Raw genomic sequence first — 21386 nt, forward strand, 5'->3', positions numbered from 1 at the left:
CAAAGGAGTCCGAAATGAAAAATCGTTTACGCATCACTGACGATGACCGTTGGCAGTCCGTTTTGGCTCGTGACGCCGACGCCGACGGTCAGTTTGTTTTTGCCGTCCAGACCACCGGTATTTTCTGCCGTCCGTCCTGTCGGGCAAAACATGCGCTGCGCAAAAATGTCCGCTTTTTCTCTGATGCTCAGCAGGCGCAGGCTGCCGGGTTTCGCCCCTGTAAGCGCTGCCAGCCGGATAAAGACAGCGCGCAGCAGCATCGGCTGGAAAAAATTGCCCGCGCCTGCCAGTTGTTGGAGCAAGAGTCACCTCTTACGCTGGACGAGTTGGCGCAACAGGTGGCAATGAGCCCGTATCACTTACATCGCTTGTTCAAAGCTACGACAGGCATGACCCCGAAAGCGTGGCAGCAGTCCTGGCGTGCCCGCCGTCTGCGCGATGCTCTGGCGAAAGGTGTTCCGGTTACGCAAGCGATTCTCAACGCTGGATTCCCCGACAGCAGCAGCTATTACCGCAAAGCGGATCAGACATTAGGCATGACCGCAAAGCAATTTCGTAAAGGTGGCGACAACGTTTTTGTACGCTATACCCTCGCAGATTGCGCTCTGGGTCGTTGTCTGGTGGCAGAAAGCGAGCGGGGTATCTGTGCGATCTTACTTGGTGATGATGACGCCACGTTAGTTGCGGATCTGCATGAGCTGTTTCCCGCCGCGCAGGATGTTCCTGCAGATGCCGATTTTCAGCAGCGCGTGCGCGAAGTGATCGCCGCGATCAACTCGCGTGACGCGTCGCTATCGCTACCCCTGGATATCCGGGGCACCGCATTTCAGCAGCAGGTGTGGCAGGCGCTGCGCGCAATTCCGTGCGGCGAAACAATGAGCTACCAACAGCTGGCCAGCGCCATCGGCAAACCGAAGGCGGTACGCGCGGTGGCCAGTGCCTGTGGGGCCAACAAACTGGCGATTGTTATACCGTGTCACCGGGTGATCCGTGGTGATGGCGCACTTTCGGGCTACCGATGGGGTATTGCGCGCAAGACGCAGTTACTGCAACGGGAAACTACTGGTGAGGAAACATAATGCTCGATCTTTTTGCGGATGCTAAACCCTGGCAGGAGCCGCTGGCTTCAGGTGCGGTTATTCTGCGACGTTTCGCTTTTGACTCTGCACCCACTTTACTGCAGGCGATAGCGGCTGTCGCCAGACAGTCGCCGTTTCGTCAGATGGTAACGCCCGGCGGCTATACGATGTCGGTGGCAATGACCAACTGCGGCCATCTGGGCTGGACGACGGATCAGCATGGCTATCTTTATTCTCCGTTTGATCCACTCACCGGCGTGCACTGGCCGCCGCTGCCGGATGCATTTGCTGACCTGTGTCAACAGGCGGCGACGGCGGCGGGCTATGCTGATTTTCAACCCGATGCCTGCCTGATTAACCGCTACACGCCAGGGGCAAAACTGTCCTTACATCAGGATAAAGACGAGCCCGACCTGCGGGCGCCGATTGTCTCTGTATCGCTGGGGCTACCGGCCATCTTTCAATTTGGCGGATTGCGCCGTAATGACCCTTTAAAGCGTTTGCTGCTGGAGCATGGCGATGTTATGGTGTGGGGCGGTAATTCGCGGCTGTTTTATCATGGGATCCAGCCGCTTAAAACGGGGTATCATCCGTTGACCGGAGACTGTCGTTACAATCTGACGTTTCGTCAGGCAGGTAAAAAAGAATAAAAATAAGAATTATTATTGCTGTCAGCGAAGAGATGTTTAAACTGCGGGCTGTTATTACTTGCCCGGGTTGTTCGCATGGAACTTTTACTTCTTGTCTGGCGGCAGTATCGCTGGCCATTTATCAGCGTGATGGCGCTCAGCCTCGCCAGCGCCGCGTTGGGGATTGGGCTGATTGCGTTTATCAACCAGCGTTTGATTGAAACGGTCGACACCACGCTGATGGTGCTACCGGAGTTTCTTGGCCTGCTGCTGTTATTGATGGCCGTCACCCTCGGTTCACAACTGGCGCTCACCACGCTGGGACACCACTTTGTCTACCGACTGCGTAGCGAATTTATCAAACGGATTCTGGACACCCACGTCGAGCGTATCGAACAGCTTGGCAGCGCCTCGTTGCTGGCGGGTTTAACCAGCGACATCCGCAACATCACCATCGCCTTTGTCCGCCTGCCTGAGCTGGTACAGGGGATTATCCTGACCGTCGGATCGGCGGCGTATCTGGCGATGCTGTCGACTAAAATGCTGCTGGTGACGGCAATCTGGATGGTAATCACCATCTGGGGCGGATTTGTGCTGGTGGCGCGGGTGTATAAACACATGGCTACCTTGCGCGAAACTGAAGATAAGTTGTACAACGATTATCAAACGGTGCTGGAAGGGCGCAAAGAGCTGACACTCAACCGTGAGCGTGCCGAGCATATCTTTAATCAGATGTATGTCCCGGATGCCAAAGAGTACCGTCACCATATTATTCGCGCCGATACTTTCCACCTGAGCGCGGTCAACTGGTCGAACATTATGATGCTGGGTGCCATTGGCCTGGTGTTCTGGATGGCCAACAGTCTGGGATGGGCCGATACCGCCGTGGCGGCGACCTATTCTCTGACCCTGCTATTTCTGCGCACGCCGCTGCTCTCTGCCGTTGGCGCGCTACCGACGCTGCTCACCGCGCAGGTAGCGTTCAACAAGCTGAACAGGTTTGCCCTTGCGCCCTTTAAGGCCGAATTCCCGCGTCCAAATGCGTTTCCGAACTGGCAGACGCTGGAGTTACGTAACGTGGTTTTCCACTATCAGGATAACGCCTTCTCCGTTGGACCAGTGAATCTGACGATTCATCGCGGTGAACTGATCTTTCTGATTGGCGGTAACGGTAGCGGGAAATCTACGCTGGCGATGTTACTGACCGGTCTATACCAGCCGCAGTCAGGCGAAATATTGCTTGATGGTAAGGCCGTTGCCGTTGAAACACCGGAAGACTACCGCAAGCTATTCTCCGCCGTGTTTACTGACGTCTGGCTGTTCGACAAACTGCTGGGGCCGGAAGGTAAAGAGGCTAATCCGCAGTTGGTCGCGAAGTGGCTGGAACATCTGAAGATGGGGCACAAGCTGGAGCTGAGCGATGGCCGTATCCTCAATCTGAAACTGTCGAAAGGGCAGAAGAAACGCGTGGCGCTGCTGCTGGCTCTGGCGGAGGAGCGCGACATCATTCTGCTGGACGAATGGGCTGCCGATCAGGATCCCCATTTCCGCCGGGAGTTCTATCAGGTGCTATTGCCTTTGATGCAGGAAATGGGCAAAACCATTTTCGCCATTAGCCACGACGATCACTATTTTATTCACGCCGATCGTCTGCTGGAAATGCGTAACGGACAGTTGAGTGAACTGCTGGGCGATGAACGTGAAGCCGCCTCGCGTGACGCGGTGGCTCGCACAGCCTGATCCCACGTGCCGCCGGTTTTTTAGCCACCCGGCGGCACTGTTTATTGTTATTTACATAAATCGGCATCATGATTAATGATATTTCATATCATGGATTTATGATTAATGTCCGTAATAAACAAAAACAGCGCCAGGCTGCGTGATGAAGAGCGTGCGCGCCTTATCTGGCTGCTGACCACTGATAAAGCCATTATTTCAACACTGTTGGGCAAGCTTACCCTGGCTGAGCAATATGACGTCGGTACGTTAGCCGACGATATTGCTGAGGTAGGGGCGCTGGTCGCCCACCTGCCGCCTCCCGATTTAGCCGATACCCTCGAAGCATTACCTTCAGAAGAGCGTCACGCCCTGTGGCGACTGGTCGAAAGTGAAAAGCGTGGTAACGTCCTGCTTGAGGCGTCTGAAAACGTCTGGGACGACCTGATCGATGAGATGAGTGACCGCGAAATACTGGATGCGCTGCAATATCTCGATATCGATGAACAGATTTATCTGGTGCAGCATCTCCCGCGTAACCTCACTGGACGGTTGCTGGCGACGTTACCAGCCGAAGAGCGGGCGCGTGTCCGCCAGGTAATGCATTACGAGAAGAATCGCGTCGGCGCGATTATGGAGTTCGAAGTCATCACCGTGCGTCCGGACGTGACGCTGGAAGTGGTGCAACGCTACCTGCGACGGTTGGGCAAAATGCCGGAGAACACCGATAAACTCTTCGTGACCGATCGCAATAAAGTGCTGGTTGGCGAATTGACGCTAACCTGTATTCTGCTCAATGATGTGCAACGCAAAGTCAGCGAGGTGATGGAAGATGACCCGCTCACCTTTTCTCCGGACGATATCGCTGAAAACGCTGCACGTACCTTCGAACGTGACGACCTGGTCAGTGCTGCAGTCGTTGACCCTTCAGGCAAGCTGATGGGCCGCTTAACTATCGATGAGATCGTCGATGTGGTTTATGAAGAAACTGATACCGATTTGCGTCGAATGGGGGGCTTAAGCGCCGGAGAGGATGTGTTTGCGCCCGTTACCAAAGCGGTAAAAACCCGTTGGGCGTGGCTGGCCGTTAACCTCTGTACCGCCTTTATCGCCTCGCGGGTGATCGACGGTTTTGAACATACGATTTCGCAACTGGTGGCGCTGGCCTCGCTGATGCCAATTGTGGCGGGAATTGGCGGCAATACCGGGAATCAAACCATCACCATGATCGTTCGAGCGCTGGCGCTACAAAATATTCAGCCGGGGAACCTGACGTTTTTGATCCTGCGCGAAATGGGCGTGGCAGTGATTAATGGCCTCGTATGGGGCGGAATTATGGGCGGTATTACCTGGTGGCTGTACGATGACATGGCGCTCGGCGGAGTAATGACCCTGGCGATGATGCTTAATTTGTTGATGGCAGCATTAATGGGGGTCATCATTCCGATGACGATGGTGAAGCTCGGGCGCGACCCGGCGGTCGGCTCGAGCGTGATGATTACGGCTATCACCGATACCGGGGGATTCTTTATTTTTCTCGGTCTGGCAACGCTGTTTCTGATGTAGTCGCGCGTTTGCCTCTGACGATACGCGGTAGAATGAGCATTGCCATCACCCCGGCAACCACGCCAATCGCCAGGTTGCCGGTGGACACCGTGGCAGCGACGGTCATCAGCATCACCAGCGTTTCAGTGATGGGGAGTTTCCTCAGCGTGGCGGGCTGGATGCTGTGCCAACTGAAGGTTTTTACCGCCACAATCACCATAATTCCCGCCAGCACCGACATGGGTATTTCTGCCATCACTTCGCTTAACCCAGTGACTAACAGTAGTAATACCAGTCCGGCGGCAACCGTCGAGACGCGGCTGCGTCCTTTGCCCATCTCGACGTTAACGATGGTTTGACCAATCATCGCGCACCCGGCGATGCCGCCATAAAATCCGGCCAGAATATTGGCTATCCCTAGCCCGGCACTCTCGCGATTCTTATTCGACGGCGTCACCGTCAGGTCATCCACCAGACGGGCGGTCAACAGCGACTCCATCAAACCAACAAAAGCGATACTCAGCGCGCAGGGCCAGATAATCGCCAGCGTTTGCAGGTTGAGCGGAACCAACAACTGGGTGAAACCCGGCAGGCCGCCGCTCATCGAACCTTCGTCACCGACGGTCGGTAACAGTTGCCCACTGGTGACAGTGAATAAGGTCAGTAGCACGATGGCGATAAGCGGTGCGGGGATGGCTTTAATAAACCGCGGAACCCACAGCACAATCAGCAGCGTCAGGACAAACAGCCCCCAGATGAGCGGGCTTTTCCCCCAGAAATGAGGGACCTGGGCAAAGAAAATCAAAATACCTAGTGCGTTGACAAATCCGGTCATCACGGCCGTAGGGATGAATCGCATCAGACGTGCCATTCCCAATACACCAAACAGGATCTGAATCATCCCGGCCAGCACCACTGCAGGCAGGATGTATTGCATGCCGTGTTGATGCACCATCGGACCAATCACCAGCGCAACCGATCCTGCAGCGGCGGTAACCATTGCGGGACGACCACCTAAAAAGGACATCGCCAGGCACAGTACGACGGAGGCGATCAGACTGACTTTAGGATCAACGCCTGCGATAACGGAAAACGAAATCACTTCCGGGATCAGCGCCAGGGCGGTTACCACACCGGCCAGTGTTTCGCGAACCAGCAGACGGGGTTGGCGGAGCACGGCTCGAGCCGCGTTTTCCGCGACTGCGACAGAGGAATGTTGAGTTGCAGACATAGTTACACTCAGGTCAAAAATGGCCTGATACAGCAGACCGACAGGCATCCGTGCGGTGAATAGCAAAGCGCAGCATAGTACCCGTCTGCCGGGCCGGTTTCCAGAAATGATTGCCAATAACCCTATAAAATATCAACGTATTTATAACATCTTTAAAAATTAAATATAATTTATAAACAATATTTAATTATTTTTACTTAAGTGTTACCGTTGATGCCGCTCGATTTTCACCTGCATTAAAAGCAAAAAAGCGATACTAAAAGTAAGGCATTAACATTATGAAAAAAGTGACTGCCATGCTCTTCACCATAGCTGTAGGGCTGAATGTTGTCTCGATGGCGGCAAAAGCGAAAGCGGCGGAAGAGCAGGAAACGGATGTACTGTTGATTGGCGGCGGCATCATGAGCGCCACGCTGGGAACCTATTTACAGGAGCTGGAGCCGCAATGGTCAATGACCATGGTTGAGCGACTGGATGGTGTAGCGCAGGAAAGCTCAAACGGCTGGAATAACGCCGGAACGGGACACTCCGCACTGATGGAGCTGAACTACACGCCTAAAAAGGCAGACGGTAGCATCAGCATTGAAAAGGCAGTCGACATTAACGAAGCCTTCCAGATTTCCCGCCAGTTTTGGGCATATCAGGTTAATAATGGCGTGATGCATGAACCACGCTCGTTTATCACTACCGTTCCGCACATGAGTTTTGTCTGGGGTGACGAGAACGTCAACTTCCTGCGTGCCCGTTACGCCGCATTGCAACAGAGCACGTTATTCCGCGGTATGCGTTATTCTGAAGATCACGCGCAGATTAAAGAGTGGGCGCCGCTGGTCATGGAAGGTCGTGATCCAAAACAGAAAGTCGCAGCAACGCGTACCGAGATTGGTACTGACGTGAACTACGGCGAAATCACGCGCCAGTTGATTACCTCATTGCAGAAAAAGCCCAACTTTGCGCTGCAGTTGAGCACCGAAGTGCGCGGTTTTAAGCGTAATGCCGACAATAGCTGGACGGTCACGGTCGCCGATCTGAAAAATAACGAAGCGGAACATGATATCAAGGCGAAGTTTGTCTTTATCGGTGCCGGTGGCGCTGCGCTGAAGCTGTTGCAGGAAACCGACATTCCGGAAGCGAAAGGCTATGCCGGATTCCCGGTGGGTGGGCAGTTCCTGGTTGCGGACAATCCGGACGTAGTCAACCGCCACCTGGCGAAAGTGTACGGTCAGGCCTCCGTTGGCGCGCCGCCGATGTCCGTACCGCACATCGACACGCGTATCCTTGATGGCAAGCGCGTTGTGCTGTTTGGGCCATTCGCGACATTCTCCACCAAGTTCCTGAAAAACGGTTCATTGTGGGATCTGCTTAGCTCGACCACCACGTCGAACTTTATGCCGATGGTCAACGTGGGTCTGGATAACTTCGATCTGGTGAAATATCTGGTGAGCCAGGTGATGCTCAGCGACGACGACCGTTTTGCTGCGCTGCAAGAGTACTATCCGCAGGCGAAAAAAGAAGACTGGCGTTTATGGCAGGCGGGCCAGCGTGTGCAGATCATCAAAAGCGATGCGGAGAAGGGCGGCGTGTTGCGTCTGGGTACTGAAGTCGTCAGCGATAAAGAAGGCACGATTGCTGCGCTGCTGGGAGCTTCTCCGGGCGCATCAACCGCGGCACCGATCATGCTGCATCTGATGGAAAAAGTGTTTAAAGATAAAGTGGCCAGCCCCGAGTGGCAGGCGAAGCTGAAAACCATCATTCCGTCTTATGGTACTAAGCTGAACGGTAACGTTGAGGCTACGGAACAAGAGTTGCAGTACACCAGTGAGGTTCTGGGTCTGAAATATGACAAGCCGCAGGTTGCTGATGAAGCGCCGAAACCACAGCTGAAATCTCAGGCACAACCGCAGCCTGAACAGAAAGCCGTCGCGGATATCGCACTGTAAATACAATGCCGGATGGCGTTGCGCTTATCCGGCCTGTTTTATGCGTCTGTAGGCCGGATAAGGCGGTACGCCGCCATCCGGCACATCCTGACTTAGCGCGCGACTGCGTCCTGAATTTTATCTTCTGCTTTCCAGATACGGTATTTAACGTCCACGTTTTCCGGGGTGTAGACCACAATCGGCAGCTTGCTGTTGTAACGGAGCATGCCGTCATCACCCAGATACGCAGTAATGAATTTCTTCTCTTTCTTACCGTCCGGGCAGGCCATCATGGTTGAAACCGGAGATGTGACTTTATCGAAGACGTAGTAGTCATATCCCCAACCTTCCAGCGTTTTGCTGTCCAGTTCGCCACCCAGGCGGTGTTGGTTGCAGTCAACTTCCAGCGTTTGTCCGATCAGCAGTTCTACTTTCAGAGTAGATTCATCTTTCTCAGGGGTAAGCTGGATAACCTGGCGCTTCATACCCTTTTCCGCCTTAGGATAAGGGGCGACTTTTTCCAGCGGCTGAGCGGCGGTATCGTTACTGGCAGCCCATGCAGAGGTGCTGGCAAAGGCGGCGAAAAGTACGGCAGGGACAATTGTCTTCATCTTATTGTTCACAGTGTTTCCTTTCTTCTGTCTTATGAACGAGTCTGTAGCAGGTTAACATATTTGGATAATCTATTAATCTGGATTTACTTATATTTAAGGTGTATTAGATAGAAATTTACTATAAATGTAGCGATATATTCTAGGAATTATCCTAATGTTGAGATCTTTATCTTTTTGAATAAGTCGCTATATACGTTGTTATATAACTCATTGAAATGTGAGCAAAAGCGCATTTTTTCCCGCCAACTCAACACTCCTTTGATCCGGCAACAGCATTTACCCCAATTGGGGTATGCACCTCTAACACATCCTGAAATATCTTACGGCTAAAAATAACTACTCATAAATAGTGCAGTTTTTTATGTCGTTCAACCCGCCGAGGGAGGGCGTCATTATGGAAGGACAATGTCATGGTTGATTTATCCCGTCGAGGCATGTTGACAGGCAGTTGGCGAAACGCCAGCGCAGGGATCCGTCCGCCGTGGAGCAAGGAAGACTCTCACTTTCTGGCCCATTGCCTCCGTTGTGACGCCTGCATCCAGGCGTGCGAAACCGACATCCTGCAGCGAGGCCAGGGTGGTTACCCGAGCGTAAATTTCAAACACGGCGAGTGCAGCTTTTGCTATGCCTGCGCAGAAGCCTGTCCCGAATCACTTTTTCTTCCGCGCCACACCAGGGCATGGGATCTGAACTTTACGATTGGGGAAAACTGTCTCGCACATCAGTCAGTTGAATGTCACCGCTGTCAGGATAGCTGTGAGCCCATGGCAATAACCTTTCGCCCCACGCTGTCCGGCATTTATCAGCCGCAGCTCGACAATCAGGACTGTAACGGATGTGGCGCCTGTGTCGCTATCTGCCCGGTATCAGCCATTAACGCGGAGTACAACCATGGACAATAACTGGCAGGTCTGCAGCCTGGTCGTTCAGGCCAAAAGCCAGCATATCAACGATATCGCCACGCAGTTGCGTTCCTTTCCCGGTTGCGAAGTTGCCCTCAGCGATGTGGAAAGTGGTCAGTTGATTGTGGTGGTGGAAGCTGAGCAAAGTGAAACGCTAATGAAAACAATTGAGTCAGTGCGCAACGTTGCGGGCGTGCTGGCGGTGTCGCTGGTTTATCACCAGCAGGATGAGCAAGGTGAGGAAACACCATGAAACTCAGTCGTCGTAGCTTTATGAAAGCTAACGCCGTTGCGGCCGCTGCGGCGGCTGCCGGGTTAAGCGTGCCGGGCGTTGCCCGCGCGGTAGTCGGTCAGCAAGAAGCCATCAAATGGGACAAAGCCCCGTGCCGTTTTTGCGGGACGGGCTGCGGCGTATTGGTCGGAACGCAGCAAGGGCGTGTTGTGGCATGCCAGGGCGATCCAGATGCGCCGGTTAACCGTGGGCTTAACTGCATCAAAGGTTACTTCCTGCCGAAAATCATGTACGGAAAAGACCGTTTAACGCAGCCGATGCTGCGCATGAAAGACGGCAAATATCACAAAGAAGGCGAGTTCACCCCGATTAGCTGGGACCAGGCTTTTGACGTGATGGAAGAGAAATTCAAAACGTCGATGAAAGAGAAAGGCCCGGAATCTATCGGCATGTTCGGCTCTGGCCAGTGGACGATTTGGGAAGGTTATGCCGCTGCCAAATTGTTTAAAGCGGGTTTCCGTTCCAATAACATCGACCCGAACGCACGTCACTGCATGGCCTCAGCGGTAGTCGGCTTTATGCGTACCTTCGGTATGGATGAACCGATGGGCTGCTATGACGATATCGAACATGCAGACGCCTTCGTCCTGTGGGGCGCGAATATGGCAGAGATGCACCCGATCCTGTGGTCGCGCATCACCAACCGTCGTCTGTCCGATCCTAACGTCAACGTCGCAGTTCTCTCCACTTTCCAGCACCGCAGCTTTGAGCTGGCGGATAACGGTATGGTCTTCACGCCGCAAACCGATCTGGTGATCCTCAACTACATCGCGAACTACATCATTCAAAACAATGCGATTAACCAGGATTTCTTTAGCAAGCACGTCAACCTGCGTAAAGGCGTGACGGACATCGGCTACGGTCTGCGTCCGACCCATCCGCTGGAAAAAGCGGCGAAAAACCCGGGATCCGATGCCTCTGAACCGATGAGCTTTGAGGATTATAAAGCCTTCGTTGCTGAGTACACGCTGGATAAAACCGCCGAAATGACCGGCGTACCAAAAGATCAGTTGGAACAGCTGGCGCAGCTGTATGCCGATCCGAAGAAAAAAGTCATCTCCTACTGGACGATGGGCTTTAACCAGCACACCCGCGGTGTATGGGCCAACAACCTGGTCTATAACCTGCACTTGCTGACTGGCAAAATCTCCCAGCCAGGCTGCGGCCCGTTCTCTCTGACCGGCCAGCCTTCCGCCTGCGGCACCGCGCGTGAAGTCGGTACATTCTCCCATCGTCTGCCTGCGGACATGGTGGTGACAAACGAAAAACACCGTGATATCTGCGAGAAGCACTGGAATATTCCGTCAGGGACCATTCCGGCAAAAATCGGTCTGCACGCCGTGGCGCAAGACCGCGCGCTGAAAGATGGCAAGCTCAATGTCTACTGGGCGATGTGTACCAACAACATGCAGGCCGGTCCGAACATCAATGAGGAGCGTATGCCGGGCTGGCGCGATCCGCGTAACTTCATCATCGTCTCCGATCCGTACCCGACGGTCAGCGCCTTGTCTGCTGACCTGATCCTGCCGACGGCGATGTGGGTAGAGAAAGAAGGTGCCTACGGTAACGCTGAACGCCGTACACAGTTCTGGCGTCAGCAGATTAAAGCACCGGGCGAATCGAAGTCGGATCTGTGGCAACTGGTGCAGTTCTCTCGTCGCTTCAAAACAGAAGAAGTGTGGCCCGAAGAGCTGCTGGCACAAAAACCGGAGCTGCGTGGCAAAACGCTATATGACGTGCTGTTTGCCACGCCAGCAGTGACAAAATTTCCGGTGACTGAACTGGCTGAAGATCAACTGAATGATGAATCCCGCGAGCTGGGCTTCTATCTGCAAAAAGGGTTGTTCGAAGAGTACGCCTGGTTTGGTCGCGGTCACGGGCATGACCTTGCGCCATTTGACGATTACCACAAAGCCCGCGGTTTACGCTGGCCGGTCGTTGAAGGCAAAGAGACCCAGTGGCGCTACAGCGAAGGCAACGACCCTTACGTGAAAGCAGGTGAAAGCTACAAGTTCTACGGTAAACCGGACGGTAAAGCGGTTATCTTCGCGCTGCCGTTTGAGCCTGCTGCTGAAGCGCCGGATAAAGAATATGACCTGTGGCTATCCACCGGACGTGTTCTGGAACACTGGCATACCGGCAGTATGACGCGTCGTGTGCCTGAACTGCACCGCGCTTTCCCGGAAGCCGTGCTGTTTATCCACCCGCTGGATGCAAAAGCACGCGATCTGCGTCGTGGCGATAAGGTCAAAGTGATTTCCCGTCGTGGCGAAGTGATTTCGATTGTTGAAACACGCGGTCGTAACCGTCCGCCGCAGGGGCTGGTGTACATGCCGTTCTTCGACGCCGCACAGCTGGTGAACAACCTGACGCTGGATGCGACGGATCCGCTCTCCAAAGAGACGGATTTCAAGAAGTGCGCCGTGAAACTGGCGAAGGTGTAACGCGTTATGTCCCGGTCAGCAAAACCCCAAAATGGCCGCCGCCGCTTTCTGCGCGATATGGTTCGCGCAGCAGGCGGGCTGGCCGTCGTTGGCGTGGCGCTGGGGTTGCAACAACAAACCGCACGCGCAACTGGCGTGCGGTTGCGCCCGCCAGGTGCACTAAGCGAGGAGGCATTTGCCAGCGCTTGCGTACGTTGCGGTCAGTGCGTTCAGGCATGTCCGTATGACACGCTGAAGCTGGCGACGCTGGCCTCCGGGCTGGCGGCTGGTACGCCATATTTCATCGCCCGTGATATTCCCTGCGAAATGTGTGAGGACATTCCGTGCGCCAAAGTCTGCCCCAGCGGCGCGTTGGACAGAGAAATTGAATCCATTGACGATTCGCGTATGGGGCTGGCGGTACTGCTGGATCACGAAAACTGCCTCAACTATCAGGGATTACGCTGTGACGTTTGCTATCGCGAGTGCCCGAAAATCGATGAGGCGATCACCCTGGAGCTGGACCGTAACATGCGTACCGGCAAGCATGCGCGGTTTATTCCTACCGTGCACAGCGATGCCTGTACCGGCTGTGGGAAATGCGAAAAAGTCTGCGTACTGGAGCAGCCAGCAATAAAAGTGCTGCCGTTGTCGCTGGCGAAAGGGGAGTTAGGACACCATTACCGCTTCGGTTGGCTGGAGGGGAACAATGGCAAATCGTAAACGTGATGCCGGGCGTGAAGCGCAGGCAAAAAAAGGATGGTGGAGGAGTCATCGCTGGCTGCTGCTGCGTCGTCTGAGTCAGTTTCTGATACTGGCGATGTTCCTTAGCGGCCCGTGGCTAGGTGTTTGGATCCTGCATGGCAACTACAGTAGCAGCCTGTTGCTGGACGCTATCCCGTTCACCGATCCGCTGATTACTCTGCAAAGCCTGGCCAGTGGGCATCTGCCAGCGACGGTGGCATTAACGGGGGCAGCCATCATTACGGTGCTGTATGCCCTGGCCGGTAAGCGACTGTTTTGCAGTTGGGTTTGTCCCATGAACCCGGTCACCGATTTAGCCAGCTGGCTGCGCAGAAGGTTTGACCTGAATCAGTCCGCAACCCTGCCGCGCCATATACGGTACGTCCTGCTGGTAGTCATTCTGGTCGGTTCAGCGCTGACTGGTACGCTGCTGTGGGAGTGGATAAACCCGGTTTCTTTGCTGGGACGTAGCCTGGTAATGGGATTCGGTAGCGGAGCGTTGCTGATCCTCGCGCTGTTTTTATTTGATTTACTGGTCGTTGAGCATGGCTGGTGCGGGCATCTCTGCCCACTGGGTGCGCTGTATAGCGTGGTGGGAAGCAAAGGTGCATTAACCGTTTCGGCAAAAGAACGTAACAGATGTAACCGCTGTATGGATTGTTTTCATGTTTGCCCGGAACCGCATGTGCTACGTGCGCCGGTGCTGGATGAGCAAAGTCCGGTGCAGGTAACCAGTCGCGATTGCATGGCCTGCGGTCGCTGTGTGGATGTCTGTTCTGAGGATGTTTTTACAATAACAACACGATGGAGTTCGGGAGCGAAATCATGAAAAGCCATGACCTGATTAAAGCGCTGAGTCAATGGATGGCCGCGCTGGCCTTGCTAGTCAGTGGGGCAGTTTGGGCTGCAAACGGAGTGGATCTGAGCCAGTCACCGGAAGTCTCAGGAACACAGGAAGGGGCGATTCGCATGCCGAAAGAGCAAGAGCGCATGCCGCTGAACTATGTGAATCAGCCGCCGATGGTTCCGCATAGCGTTGAAGGGTATCAGGTAACGACGAACACTAACCGCTGCCTGCAATGCCACGGTGTGGAAAGCTATCGCACCACCGGTGCGCCGCGCATCAGTCCGACGCACTTTATGGACAGCGACGGCAAGGTATTGGCTGAGGTTGCGCCGCGTCGTTATTTCTGCCTGCAATGTCACGTTCCGCAGGCTGACGCCGCGCCGATTGTTGAAAATACCTTCACCCCCTCGAAAGGTTACGGGAAATAAGAGGTCATTATGGAAAATTCTAACCGTAAACCAGGCTGGATTAAGCGCGTCTGGCAATGGTGGCGTCGCCCCAGCCGTCTGGCGCTCGGCACGCTGTTGTTAATCGGCTTTGTGGGCGGCATTATTTTCTGGGGCGGCTTTAATACCGGTATGGAAAAGGCCAATACAGAAGAGTTCTGCATTAGCTGTCACGAAATGCGCAATACGGTGTACCAGGAATACATGGAAACCGTACACTACAACAACCGCAGTGGTGTGCGAGCGACTTGCCCTGATTGTCACGTCCCACACGAGTGGGGCCCGAAAATGATCCGTAAGATCAAGGCCAGTAAAGAGCTGTACGCGAAAGCACTGGGGTTAATAGATACACCGCAGAAATTTGAAGACCATCGTTTAACGATGGCGCAAAATGAGTGGCGGCGTATGAAAGATAACAATTCGCAAGAGTGTCGAAACTGTCACAACTTCGAGTTTATGGATTTAACCGCCCAGAAAGGCGTCGCGGCCAAAATGCACGACCAGGCCGTGAAAGACGGGCAAACCTGTATTGACTGCCATAAAGGGATAGCGCACAAACTGCCTGATATGCGCGAAGTCAAACCGGGCTTTTAACAGGATGTAGATAACCAGGTATGCTTGAAGCCAGAGAATTACTTTGCGAGCGGGATGACAGAATACTGTTCAGCGAGTTGTCATTTCGCGTCAACGCAGGGGAATGGGTACAAATTACCGGCAGCAACGGCGCAGGGAAAACCACTCTGCTGCGGTTGCTTACCGGGCTGGCGCGTCCCGACGCAGGGGAGGTTTGCTGGCAAGAGCAACCGCTGCATCACGTGCGGGACAGCTACCATCAGCAACTACTGTGGATCGGACATCAGCCGGGGATAAAAACCCGGCTTTCGGCGTTGGAGAACCTGCGTTTCTTCCATCATGACGGAGACATCGCGCAGTGTTTGACTGCGCTGGCGCAGGCGGGACTTGCCGGATATGAAGATATCCCAGTGAACCAACTTTCCGCCGGACAACAGCGGCGCGTGGCGCTGGCCCGTTTGTGGCTAACCCGCGCCCGACTGTGGATCCTCGATGAACCCTTTACCGCCATTGATGTGAACGGCGTTGAGCGACTGACTCAGCGTATGGCGCAGCATACGGAGCAGGGCGGTATTGTTATTCTCACCACCCACCAACCGCTCAATGTCGAGACCGATAAAGTGCGACGCATTGCGCTGACCAGTGAGAGGGCAACGCAATGATGTGGCGAATCTTTCGTTTAGAACTGCGAGTTGCGTTTCGTCATAGTGCGGAAATTGCTAATCCTTTATGGTTCTTCCTGATTGTTATTACGCTGTTCCCCCTGAGTATTGGGCCGGAGCCACAGCTGCTGGCGCGCATAGCGCCGGGCATCATCTGGGTTGCGGCGCTGCTGGCGTCATTGCTGGCGCTGGAACGCCTGTTTCGTGATGATCTGCAGGACGGCAGCCTTGAGCAACTGATGCTGCTGCCGTTACCGCTACCGGCCGTGGTGCTGGCGAAAGTGATGGCGCACTGGGTCGTGACAGGTCTGCCGTTGCTGATCCTCTCGCCGCTGGTCGCGCTGCTGCTGGGCATGGATATGTACGGCTGGAAAATTATGGCGCTGACCTTGTTACTCGGAACGCCGACGCTGGGTTTTCTCGGCGCGCCGGGCGTAGGGTTGACGGTGGGCTTAAAGCGCGGCGGCGTGCTGTTAAGCGTGCTGGTACTTCCGCTCACCATACCCTTACTGATTTTTGCGACCGCCGCGATGGATGCGGCTTCTATGCACTTACCGGTTGAAGGGTACATGGCGATTCTGGGTGCGTTGCTGGTCGGCAGCGCCACGTTAAGCCCGTTTGCCACAGCCGCGGCGTTACGGATAAGCGTGCAGTAACGAGAATTAGATGTGCAGGCCGGGCAAGGCGCTCCGGCACAACGGATTTTAATTTATGGAGTCTGGTGACTGAACTATGTGGAAAACACTTCATCAATTGGCGATGCCCCCTCGGCTCTATCAGATCTGTGGCTGGTTTATCCCGTGGCTGGCGATTGCCAGCGCGGTGGTACTGATAACGGGATGGATCTGGGGCTTTGGTTTTGCGCCTGCAGACTATCAGCAGGGGCAGAGCTATCGCATTATTTATCTGCACGTTCCGGCGGCAATCTGGTCGATGGGCATTTACGCCTCGATGGCCGTTGCCGCGTTTATCGGCCTGGTCTGGCAGATGAAAATGGCCAATCTGGCGCTGGCTGCGATGGCGCCGATTGGTGCAGTGTTTACCTTTATTGCGCTGGTGACAGGTTCCGCATGGGGCAAGCCGATGTGGGGAACCTGGTGGGTTTGGGATGCCCGACTCACCTCTGAACTGGTGCTGCTGTTTCTCTACGTTGGCGCCATTGCGCTGTGGCATGCCTTTGACGACCGCCGTCTGGCAGGTCGTGCCGCCGGTATTCTGGTGCTGATTGGCGTGGTCAACTTACCGATTATTCACTACTCGGTTGAGTGGTGGAATACGCTGCATCAGGGTTCTACCCGCATGCAGCAAAGCATCGATCCGGCGATGCGTACGCCGCTGCGTCTGGCGATCGTCGGCTACCTGTTACTGTTTGTCACGCTGGCGCTGATGCGCATGCGTAACCTGATTTTGATGATGGAAAAACGCCGCCCGTGGGTGAGCGAACTGATCTTAAAAAGAGGCCGCCAATGACCCCTGCATTTGCATCATGGAGTGATTTTTTCGCGATGGGCGGCTACGCCTTGTATGTCTGGCTTGCCGTAGCGATGAGTGTTATCCCGCTGGTGGTGCTGGTAGTGCATTCCACGTTACAGCATCGCGCAATTTTACGCGGTGTAGCGCAGCAGCGGGCGAGAGAAGCACGTATGCGTGCGGCGCAAGTGCAACGGGAGGCGGCGTGAATATTCGACGTAAAAATCGGTTATGGATAGCCTGTGCGGTACTGGCGGGTCTGGCTTTGACCATTACGCTGGTGCTTTATGCGCTGCGTTCCAATATTGACCTGTTCTATACGCCGGGAGAGATACTCTACGGTAAGCGCGAAACGCAGCAGATGCCTGAAGTCGGTCAGCGCCTACGCGTGGGCGGTATGGTGATGCCCGGTAGCGTAAAGCGCGATCCGCAGTCGTTGAAGGTGAATTTCAGCATCTATGACGCCGAAGGTGTGGTGGATGTAACCTATGAAGGTATTCTGCCGGATCTGTTCCGCGAAGGGCAGGGTGTTGTTGTTCAGGGCGAACTGGACGGGGGAAATCATGTACAGGCCAAAGAGGTTCTGGCCAAACATGATGAAAATTACACCCCGCCGGAAGTTGAAAAAGCGATGCAGGAAAACCATCGTCGTCCGGAAAGCGTGTATAAGGATAAAACGTCATGATGCCTGAAATTGGCAATGCGCTGTTGTGCCTTGCGCTAGGCGTGGCGTTACTGCTGTCGGTCTATCCGCTGTGGGGCGTAGCGCGCGGCGATGTGCGGATGATGGCTTCCGCGCGGCCCTTTGCCTGGGTGTTATTTATCTGTGTGATGGGCGCGTTCCTGATTTTGGTCAACGCCTTCGTGGTTAATGACTTTACCGTCACCTACGTCGCCAGCAATTCCAATACCCAGCTTCCGGTCTGGTATCGGGTGGCAGCAACCTGGGGCGCGCATGAAGGCTCTCTGCTGCTGTGGGTACTGCTGATGAGCGGCTGGACGTTCGCCGTTGCGGCATTCAGCCAGCGTATGCCGCTGGACATCGTCGCCCGCGTGCTGGCGGTGATGGGGATGGTCAGCGTTGGCTTTCTGCTGTTTATTCTGTTTACCTCCAATCCATTTGCCCGTACGTTGCCCAACTTCCCTATTGAAGGGCGCGACCTGAACCCGCTGTTGCAGGATCCGGGGCTGATTTTCCATCCGCCGTTGCTGTACATGGGGTATGTCGGTTTCTCCGTGGCCTTTGCGTTTGCGATTGCCGCGTTGATGAGTGGCCGACTGGACAGTACCTTCGCCCGTTTTTCGCGTCCGTGGACGCTGGCGGCGTGGGTGTTCCTGACGCTGGGTATTGTGCTCGGTTCCGCCTGGGCCTATTACGAGCTGGGCTGGGGCGGCTGGTGGTTCTGGGATCCAGTTGAAAACGCCTCGTTTATGCCATGGCTGGTGGGAACGGCGCTGATGCACTCGTTGTCGGTCACCGAACAGCGTGCCAGCTTTAAAGCCTGGACGCTGCTGCTGTCAATCTGCGCCTTCTCGCTTTGCCTGTTGGGGACTTTCCTGGTGCGCTCCGGCGTGCTGGTGTCGGTGCATGCTTTTGCCTCCGATCCGTCGCGCGGGATGTTTATTCTGGCCTTTATGGTATTAGTGATTGGCGGCTCCCTGCTGCTGTTTGCGGTTCGCGGTCACAAGGTCCGCTCACGGGTAAACAACGCGCTGTGGTCGCGTGAATCTCTGCTGTTGGGCAACAACGTTCTGCTGATTGCCGCCATGCTGGTGGTGCTATTGGGTACGCTGCTGCCGCTGGTGCACAAACAGCTGGGGTTGGGTAGCATTTCGATTGGCGAGCCGTTCTTCAACACCATGTTTACCTGGCTGATGGCACCGTTCGCGCTGTTGCTGGGAATAGGGCCATTAGTGCGTTGGGGCCGTGACCGACCGCGTAAGCTGAAAACACTATTGCTTGTCGCGTTTGTCACCACGCTTGTTATGTCGCTGCTGCTGCCGTGGCTGTTTGAGGATCGCATTGCCGCTATGACGGTGGTGGGTCTGGCGATGGCATGCTGGATATTTGTGCTGGCGGTGTCCGAAGCGTTCCTGCGTGTTTCCCGCGGAACGAAGTTAACACCAAGCTATTGGGGCATGGTGTCGGGCCACGTTGGGCTGGCGATTACTATTGTCGGTATTGCCTTTAGCCAGAACTACAGTGTTGAACGTGATGTGCGCATGAAGGCAGGTGATAGCGTCAGTATCCATAACTATCAGTTCACGTTCCGCGAAGTGAAAGATATTACCGGACCTAACTACCGGGGCGGTGTCGCCATTATTGGCGTTACCCGAGATGGTAAACCAGAAGCCACGCTGCATGCGGAAAAACGCTTCTATAACAGCACCAGTTCGATGATGACCGAAGCGGCAATTGACGGCGGATTCACACGCGATCTGTACGCTGCGCTGGGTGAAGAACTGGATAACGGCGCATGGGCTGTGCGTTTGTACTACAAACCGTTTATTCGTTGGATTTGGGCCGGAGGATTGCTGATGGCGCTGGGCGGATTGTTCTGCCTGTTTGATCCACGCTATCGTCAGCGCACGCGTCCTCGCGCCGCGGTGCAAAAAAATGCGTCGGAGGCTGTATGAAGCGCAACGCACTGTTAATTCCGTTTATTATTTTTCTGATCATTGCGGCGGCGCTGCTGTGGCAGCTGGCGCGTAACGCTCAGGGGGACGATCCCACTAATCTGGAGTCGGCGCTGATCGGCAAACCCGTTCCGACATTCCGCCTGGAGTCGCTGGAAAATCCGGGTCAGCATTATCAGGCCGATGTGCTGACCCAGGGCAAACCGGTACTGCTGAACGTCTGGGCGACCTGGTGCCCGACCTGTCGCGCCGAACATCAGTACCTGAATCAGCTGTCTGCGCAGGGCGTACGGGTAGTGGGTCTGAACTATAAAGACGATCGTCAGAAAGCCATTGTCTGGCTGAAAGAGCTGGGCAATCCTTACTCATTAAGCCTGTTTGACGGCGACGGTATGCTTGGTCTGGATCTTGGCGTGTACGGCGCGCCGGAGACGTTCCTGATCGACGGTAAAGGTATTATTCGCTATCGCCACGCCGGTGATTTGAATGCCAGGGTGTGGGAGAGCGAGATCAAACCGTTGTGGGATAAGTACAGTAAGGAGGCTGCGCAATGAGATTTTTACTGGGCCTGCTGATGCTGGTTATCTCGGGATCCGCGCTTGCGACCATCGATGTGATGCAGTTTAAGGATGAAGCGCAGGAGCAGCAGTTCCGTCAGCTTACCGAACAGTTGCGCTGTCCTAAATGTCAGAACAACAGTATTGCCGATTCTAACTCGATGATTGCCACCGACCTGCGTCAGAAAGTGTACGAACTGATGCAGGAAGGAAAAAGTCAGAAAGAGATTGTCGACTACATGGTGGCGCGCTACGGCAACTTCGTCACTTACGATCCGCCGTTGACGCCGCTTACTGTGCTTTTGTGGGTGATGCCGGTGGTCGCGATTGGTCTGGGTGGCTGGATTATTTTCGCCCGTACTCGCCGACGTGTCCGGGTAAAACAGGAAGAGTTTCCTGATGACGTTATCCCGGATGGCAAGCGCGGTGGGTTCGGGTTGTTTGTGCCCGGCATCGTGGTGGCGCTGGGGGTTGGCGCAGTGAGCTATTATGAAACCGGCAACTATAAGCAGGTTCAGGTCTGGCAACAGGCCACCGCTCAGGCTCCGGCGCTGCTGGAACGGGCGTTGGATCCAAAAGCTGATCCGCTCAATGAAGAAGATATGACGCGTCTGGCGTTGGGTTTGCGCACTCGCTTACAAGCCGATCCTACCAACGTTGAAGGTTGGATCATGCTTGGGCGCATTGGCATGGTACTTGGTAACGCCAGTACGGCCACTGAAGCCTATGCCAATGCTTATCGACTGGATCCGAAAAACAGCGATGCTGCGCTGGGCTATGCGGAAGCGCTGACCCGTTCTTCCGATCCTGACGATAACCGTCGAGGAGGGGAGCTGCTACGCCAGTTGGTACGCGGCGAACATGCCAACGTGCGGGTTCTCAGCATGTATGCGTTTAACGCTTTTGAACAGCAGCGCTTTGGCGAGGCGGTTGCGGCATGGGAGATGATGCTGAAATTATTACCGGCCAATGATACCCGTCGGGCGGTGATAGAACGCAGCATTAAGCAGGCGATGGAGCAGCTAACGCCGCAGGAGAAGTAAGAGTGGAAGATGCCGGATGGCGACGCAAAGCGTCTTATCCGGCCTACTGATGCACGT

Annotated in this window: 22 protein-coding genes; 20 read left to right on the forward strand and 2 right to left on the reverse strand. The window is 54.8% G+C overall.

Translation table 11 applies throughout. The features are described from left to right. The first annotated feature begins 14 nt into the window (after nucleotides 1-14). From ada to mgtE, 4 genes are all read left to right on the forward strand, one after another. Nucleotides 15-1079, forward strand: a complete 1065-nt coding sequence (ada, locus tag OGV71_RS13895) for a bifunctional DNA-binding transcriptional regulator/O6-methylguanine-DNA methyltransferase Ada (RefSeq protein ID WP_204583417.1) — start codon at nucleotides 15-17, stop codon at nucleotides 1077-1079. Next, on the forward strand, nucleotides 1079-1729 hold the full coding sequence (gene alkB, locus OGV71_RS13900; protein ID WP_204583418.1) for a DNA oxidative demethylase AlkB: 651 nt from the start codon (nucleotides 1079-1081) through the stop codon (nucleotides 1727-1729). Before ada ends, alkB begins: the two co-directional genes overlap by 1 nt. 75 nt (nucleotides 1730-1804) lie before the next feature. After that, nucleotides 1805-3448, forward strand: a complete 1644-nt coding sequence (locus OGV71_RS13905; RefSeq protein WP_204583419.1) for a multidrug ABC transporter permease/ATP-binding protein — start codon at nucleotides 1805-1807, stop codon at nucleotides 3446-3448. Between the two features lie 105 nt (nucleotides 3449-3553). Then, on the forward strand, nucleotides 3554-4990 hold the full coding sequence (gene mgtE, locus OGV71_RS13910) for a magnesium transporter (protein ID WP_003027576.1): 1437 nt from the start codon (nucleotides 3554-3556) through the stop codon (nucleotides 4988-4990). Here the strand turns inward: mgtE and OGV71_RS13915 are convergent. Further along, nucleotides 4953-6200: a SulP family inorganic anion transporter gene (locus tag OGV71_RS13915; protein ID WP_204583420.1), complete on the reverse strand. Its 1248-nt coding sequence runs from the start codon at nucleotides 6198-6200 to the stop codon at nucleotides 4953-4955. The genes mgtE and OGV71_RS13915 overlap by 38 nt on opposite strands. A gap of 278 nt (nucleotides 6201-6478) precedes the next feature. Here OGV71_RS13915 and mqo point away from each other — a divergent pair, with 278 nt between their 5' ends. Then, nucleotides 6479-8140 (forward strand): malate dehydrogenase (quinone), encoded by a 1662-nt coding sequence (mqo, locus tag OGV71_RS13920; RefSeq protein WP_204583421.1) that lies wholly within the window; start codon nucleotides 6479-6481, stop codon nucleotides 8138-8140. A 92-nt stretch (nucleotides 8141-8232) separates the two neighbouring features. Here mqo and eco read toward each other — a convergent pair whose 3' ends face one another. Continuing rightward, a complete protein-coding gene (gene eco, locus OGV71_RS13925) occupies nucleotides 8233-8730 on the reverse strand; it encodes a serine protease inhibitor ecotin (protein ID WP_044711545.1) in 498 nt (165 codons plus the stop codon). Nucleotides 8731-9143: 413 nt separating this feature from the next. Here eco and napF point away from each other — a divergent pair, with 413 nt between their 5' ends. The 15 genes from napF (at nucleotide 9144) to OGV71_RS14000 (ending at nucleotide 21329) form a co-directional block, all read left to right on the forward strand. After that, a complete protein-coding gene (gene napF / locus OGV71_RS13930) occupies nucleotides 9144-9635 on the forward strand; it encodes a ferredoxin-type protein NapF (protein WP_003027564.1) in 492 nt (163 codons plus the stop codon). Next, nucleotides 9625-9888: a chaperone NapD gene (gene napD, locus OGV71_RS13935; protein WP_003027560.1), complete on the forward strand. Its 264-nt coding sequence runs from the start codon at nucleotides 9625-9627 to the stop codon at nucleotides 9886-9888. The genes napF and napD overlap by 11 nt, the downstream gene beginning before the upstream one ends. Further along, nucleotides 9885-12371: a nitrate reductase catalytic subunit NapA gene (gene napA / locus OGV71_RS13940; protein WP_003027558.1), complete on the forward strand. Its 2487-nt coding sequence runs from the start codon at nucleotides 9885-9887 to the stop codon at nucleotides 12369-12371. Before napD ends, napA begins: the two co-directional genes overlap by 4 nt. A gap of 6 nt (nucleotides 12372-12377) precedes the next feature. Next, the gene (gene napG, locus OGV71_RS13945; RefSeq protein ID WP_003027555.1) at nucleotides 12378-13073 is read left to right on the forward strand and encodes a ferredoxin-type protein NapG; all 696 of its coding nucleotides are present in this window, start codon (nucleotides 12378-12380) and stop codon (nucleotides 13071-13073) included. Next, nucleotides 13060-13923, forward strand: a complete 864-nt coding sequence (gene napH / locus OGV71_RS13950; protein ID WP_003839440.1) for a quinol dehydrogenase ferredoxin subunit NapH — start codon at nucleotides 13060-13062, stop codon at nucleotides 13921-13923. Before napG ends, napH begins: the two co-directional genes overlap by 14 nt. Continuing rightward, the gene (napB, locus tag OGV71_RS13955) at nucleotides 13920-14369 is read left to right on the forward strand and encodes a nitrate reductase cytochrome c-type subunit (protein ID WP_003027550.1); all 450 of its coding nucleotides are present in this window, start codon (nucleotides 13920-13922) and stop codon (nucleotides 14367-14369) included. Before napH ends, napB begins: the two co-directional genes overlap by 4 nt. Nucleotides 14370-14378: 9 nt before the next feature. Next, entirely contained in the window at nucleotides 14379-14981 is a 603-nt protein-coding gene (gene napC / locus OGV71_RS13960; RefSeq protein ID WP_003027548.1) for a cytochrome c-type protein NapC, read from the forward strand. A gap of 20 nt (nucleotides 14982-15001) precedes the next feature. Continuing rightward, nucleotides 15002-15622 (forward strand): cytochrome c biogenesis heme-transporting ATPase CcmA, encoded by a 621-nt coding sequence (gene ccmA / locus OGV71_RS13965; protein ID WP_204583422.1) that lies wholly within the window; start codon nucleotides 15002-15004, stop codon nucleotides 15620-15622. Then, nucleotides 15619-16278 carry a heme exporter protein CcmB gene (gene ccmB, locus OGV71_RS13970; RefSeq protein ID WP_003027542.1) on the forward strand — a complete coding sequence of 220 codons (660 nt, stop codon included), beginning with the start codon at nucleotides 15619-15621 and terminating at the stop codon, nucleotides 16276-16278. The genes ccmA and ccmB overlap by 4 nt, the downstream gene beginning before the upstream one ends. 76 nt (nucleotides 16279-16354) lie before the next feature. After that, nucleotides 16355-17092, forward strand: a complete 738-nt coding sequence (locus OGV71_RS13975) for a heme ABC transporter permease (RefSeq protein ID WP_032949675.1) — start codon at nucleotides 16355-16357, stop codon at nucleotides 17090-17092. Continuing rightward, entirely contained in the window at nucleotides 17089-17301 is a 213-nt protein-coding gene (gene ccmD, locus OGV71_RS13980; protein ID WP_003027536.1) for a heme exporter protein CcmD, read from the forward strand. The genes OGV71_RS13975 and ccmD overlap by 4 nt, the downstream gene beginning before the upstream one ends. Then, nucleotides 17298-17777: a cytochrome c maturation protein CcmE gene (ccmE, locus tag OGV71_RS13985; RefSeq protein WP_032949674.1), complete on the forward strand. Its 480-nt coding sequence runs from the start codon at nucleotides 17298-17300 to the stop codon at nucleotides 17775-17777. The genes ccmD and ccmE overlap by 4 nt, the downstream gene beginning before the upstream one ends. Further along, the gene (locus tag OGV71_RS13990) at nucleotides 17774-19729 is read left to right on the forward strand and encodes a heme lyase CcmF/NrfE family subunit (protein WP_003027529.1); all 1956 of its coding nucleotides are present in this window, start codon (nucleotides 17774-17776) and stop codon (nucleotides 19727-19729) included. Before ccmE ends, OGV71_RS13990 begins: the two co-directional genes overlap by 4 nt. Beyond that, nucleotides 19726-20283 (forward strand): thiol:disulfide interchange protein DsbE, encoded by a 558-nt coding sequence (gene dsbE, locus OGV71_RS13995; RefSeq protein ID WP_003834613.1) that lies wholly within the window; start codon nucleotides 19726-19728, stop codon nucleotides 20281-20283. The genes OGV71_RS13990 and dsbE overlap by 4 nt, the downstream gene beginning before the upstream one ends. After that, entirely contained in the window at nucleotides 20280-21329 is a 1050-nt protein-coding gene (locus OGV71_RS14000) for a cytochrome c-type biogenesis protein CcmH (protein ID WP_003845145.1), read from the forward strand. Before dsbE ends, OGV71_RS14000 begins: the two co-directional genes overlap by 4 nt. Nucleotides 21330-21386 lie beyond the last annotated feature (57 nt).

Source organism: Citrobacter sp. Cf088 (assembly GCF_030334295.1).
Taxonomy (GTDB): domain Bacteria; phylum Pseudomonadota; class Gammaproteobacteria; order Enterobacterales; family Enterobacteriaceae; genus Citrobacter; species Citrobacter freundii.

Bases quoted from the DNA above. Each gene is read 5' to 3' on its own strand.
- ada (WP_204583417.1), top strand. From the start codon at position 15: ATGAAAAATCGTTTACGCATCACTGACGATGACCGTTGGCAGTCCGTT.
- alkB (WP_204583418.1), top strand. From the start codon at position 1,079: ATGCTCGATCTTTTTGCGGATGCTAAACCCTGGCAGGAGCCGCTGGCT.
- OGV71_RS13905 (WP_204583419.1), top strand. From the start codon at position 1,805: ATGGAACTTTTACTTCTTGTCTGGCGGCAGTATCGCTGGCCATTTATC.
- mgtE (WP_003027576.1), top strand. From the start codon at position 3,554: ATGTCCGTAATAAACAAAAACAGCGCCAGGCTGCGTGATGAAGAGCGT.
- OGV71_RS13915 (WP_204583420.1), bottom strand. From the start codon at position 6,200: ATGTCTGCAACTCAACATTCCTCTGTCGCAGTCGCGGAAAACGCGGCT.
- mqo (WP_204583421.1), top strand. From the start codon at position 6,479: ATGAAAAAAGTGACTGCCATGCTCTTCACCATAGCTGTAGGGCTGAAT.
- eco (WP_044711545.1), bottom strand. From the start codon at position 8,730: ATGAAGACAATTGTCCCTGCCGTACTTTTCGCCGCCTTTGCCAGCACC.
- napF (WP_003027564.1), top strand. From the start codon at position 9,144: ATGGTTGATTTATCCCGTCGAGGCATGTTGACAGGCAGTTGGCGAAAC.
- napD (WP_003027560.1), top strand. From the start codon at position 9,625: ATGGACAATAACTGGCAGGTCTGCAGCCTGGTCGTTCAGGCCAAAAGC.
- napA (WP_003027558.1), top strand. From the start codon at position 9,885: ATGAAACTCAGTCGTCGTAGCTTTATGAAAGCTAACGCCGTTGCGGCC.
- napG (WP_003027555.1), top strand. From the start codon at position 12,378: ATGTCCCGGTCAGCAAAACCCCAAAATGGCCGCCGCCGCTTTCTGCGC.
- napH (WP_003839440.1), top strand. From the start codon at position 13,060: ATGGCAAATCGTAAACGTGATGCCGGGCGTGAAGCGCAGGCAAAAAAA.
- napB (WP_003027550.1), top strand. From the start codon at position 13,920: ATGAAAAGCCATGACCTGATTAAAGCGCTGAGTCAATGGATGGCCGCG.
- napC (WP_003027548.1), top strand. From the start codon at position 14,379: ATGGAAAATTCTAACCGTAAACCAGGCTGGATTAAGCGCGTCTGGCAA.
- ccmA (WP_204583422.1), top strand. From the start codon at position 15,002: ATGCTTGAAGCCAGAGAATTACTTTGCGAGCGGGATGACAGAATACTG.
- ccmB (WP_003027542.1), top strand. From the start codon at position 15,619: ATGATGTGGCGAATCTTTCGTTTAGAACTGCGAGTTGCGTTTCGTCAT.
- OGV71_RS13975 (WP_032949675.1), top strand. From the start codon at position 16,355: ATGTGGAAAACACTTCATCAATTGGCGATGCCCCCTCGGCTCTATCAG.
- ccmD (WP_003027536.1), top strand. From the start codon at position 17,089: ATGACCCCTGCATTTGCATCATGGAGTGATTTTTTCGCGATGGGCGGC.
- OGV71_RS13990 (WP_003027529.1), top strand. From the start codon at position 17,774: ATGATGCCTGAAATTGGCAATGCGCTGTTGTGCCTTGCGCTAGGCGTG.
- dsbE (WP_003834613.1), top strand. From the start codon at position 19,726: ATGAAGCGCAACGCACTGTTAATTCCGTTTATTATTTTTCTGATCATT.
- OGV71_RS14000 (WP_003845145.1), top strand. From the start codon at position 20,280: ATGAGATTTTTACTGGGCCTGCTGATGCTGGTTATCTCGGGATCCGCG.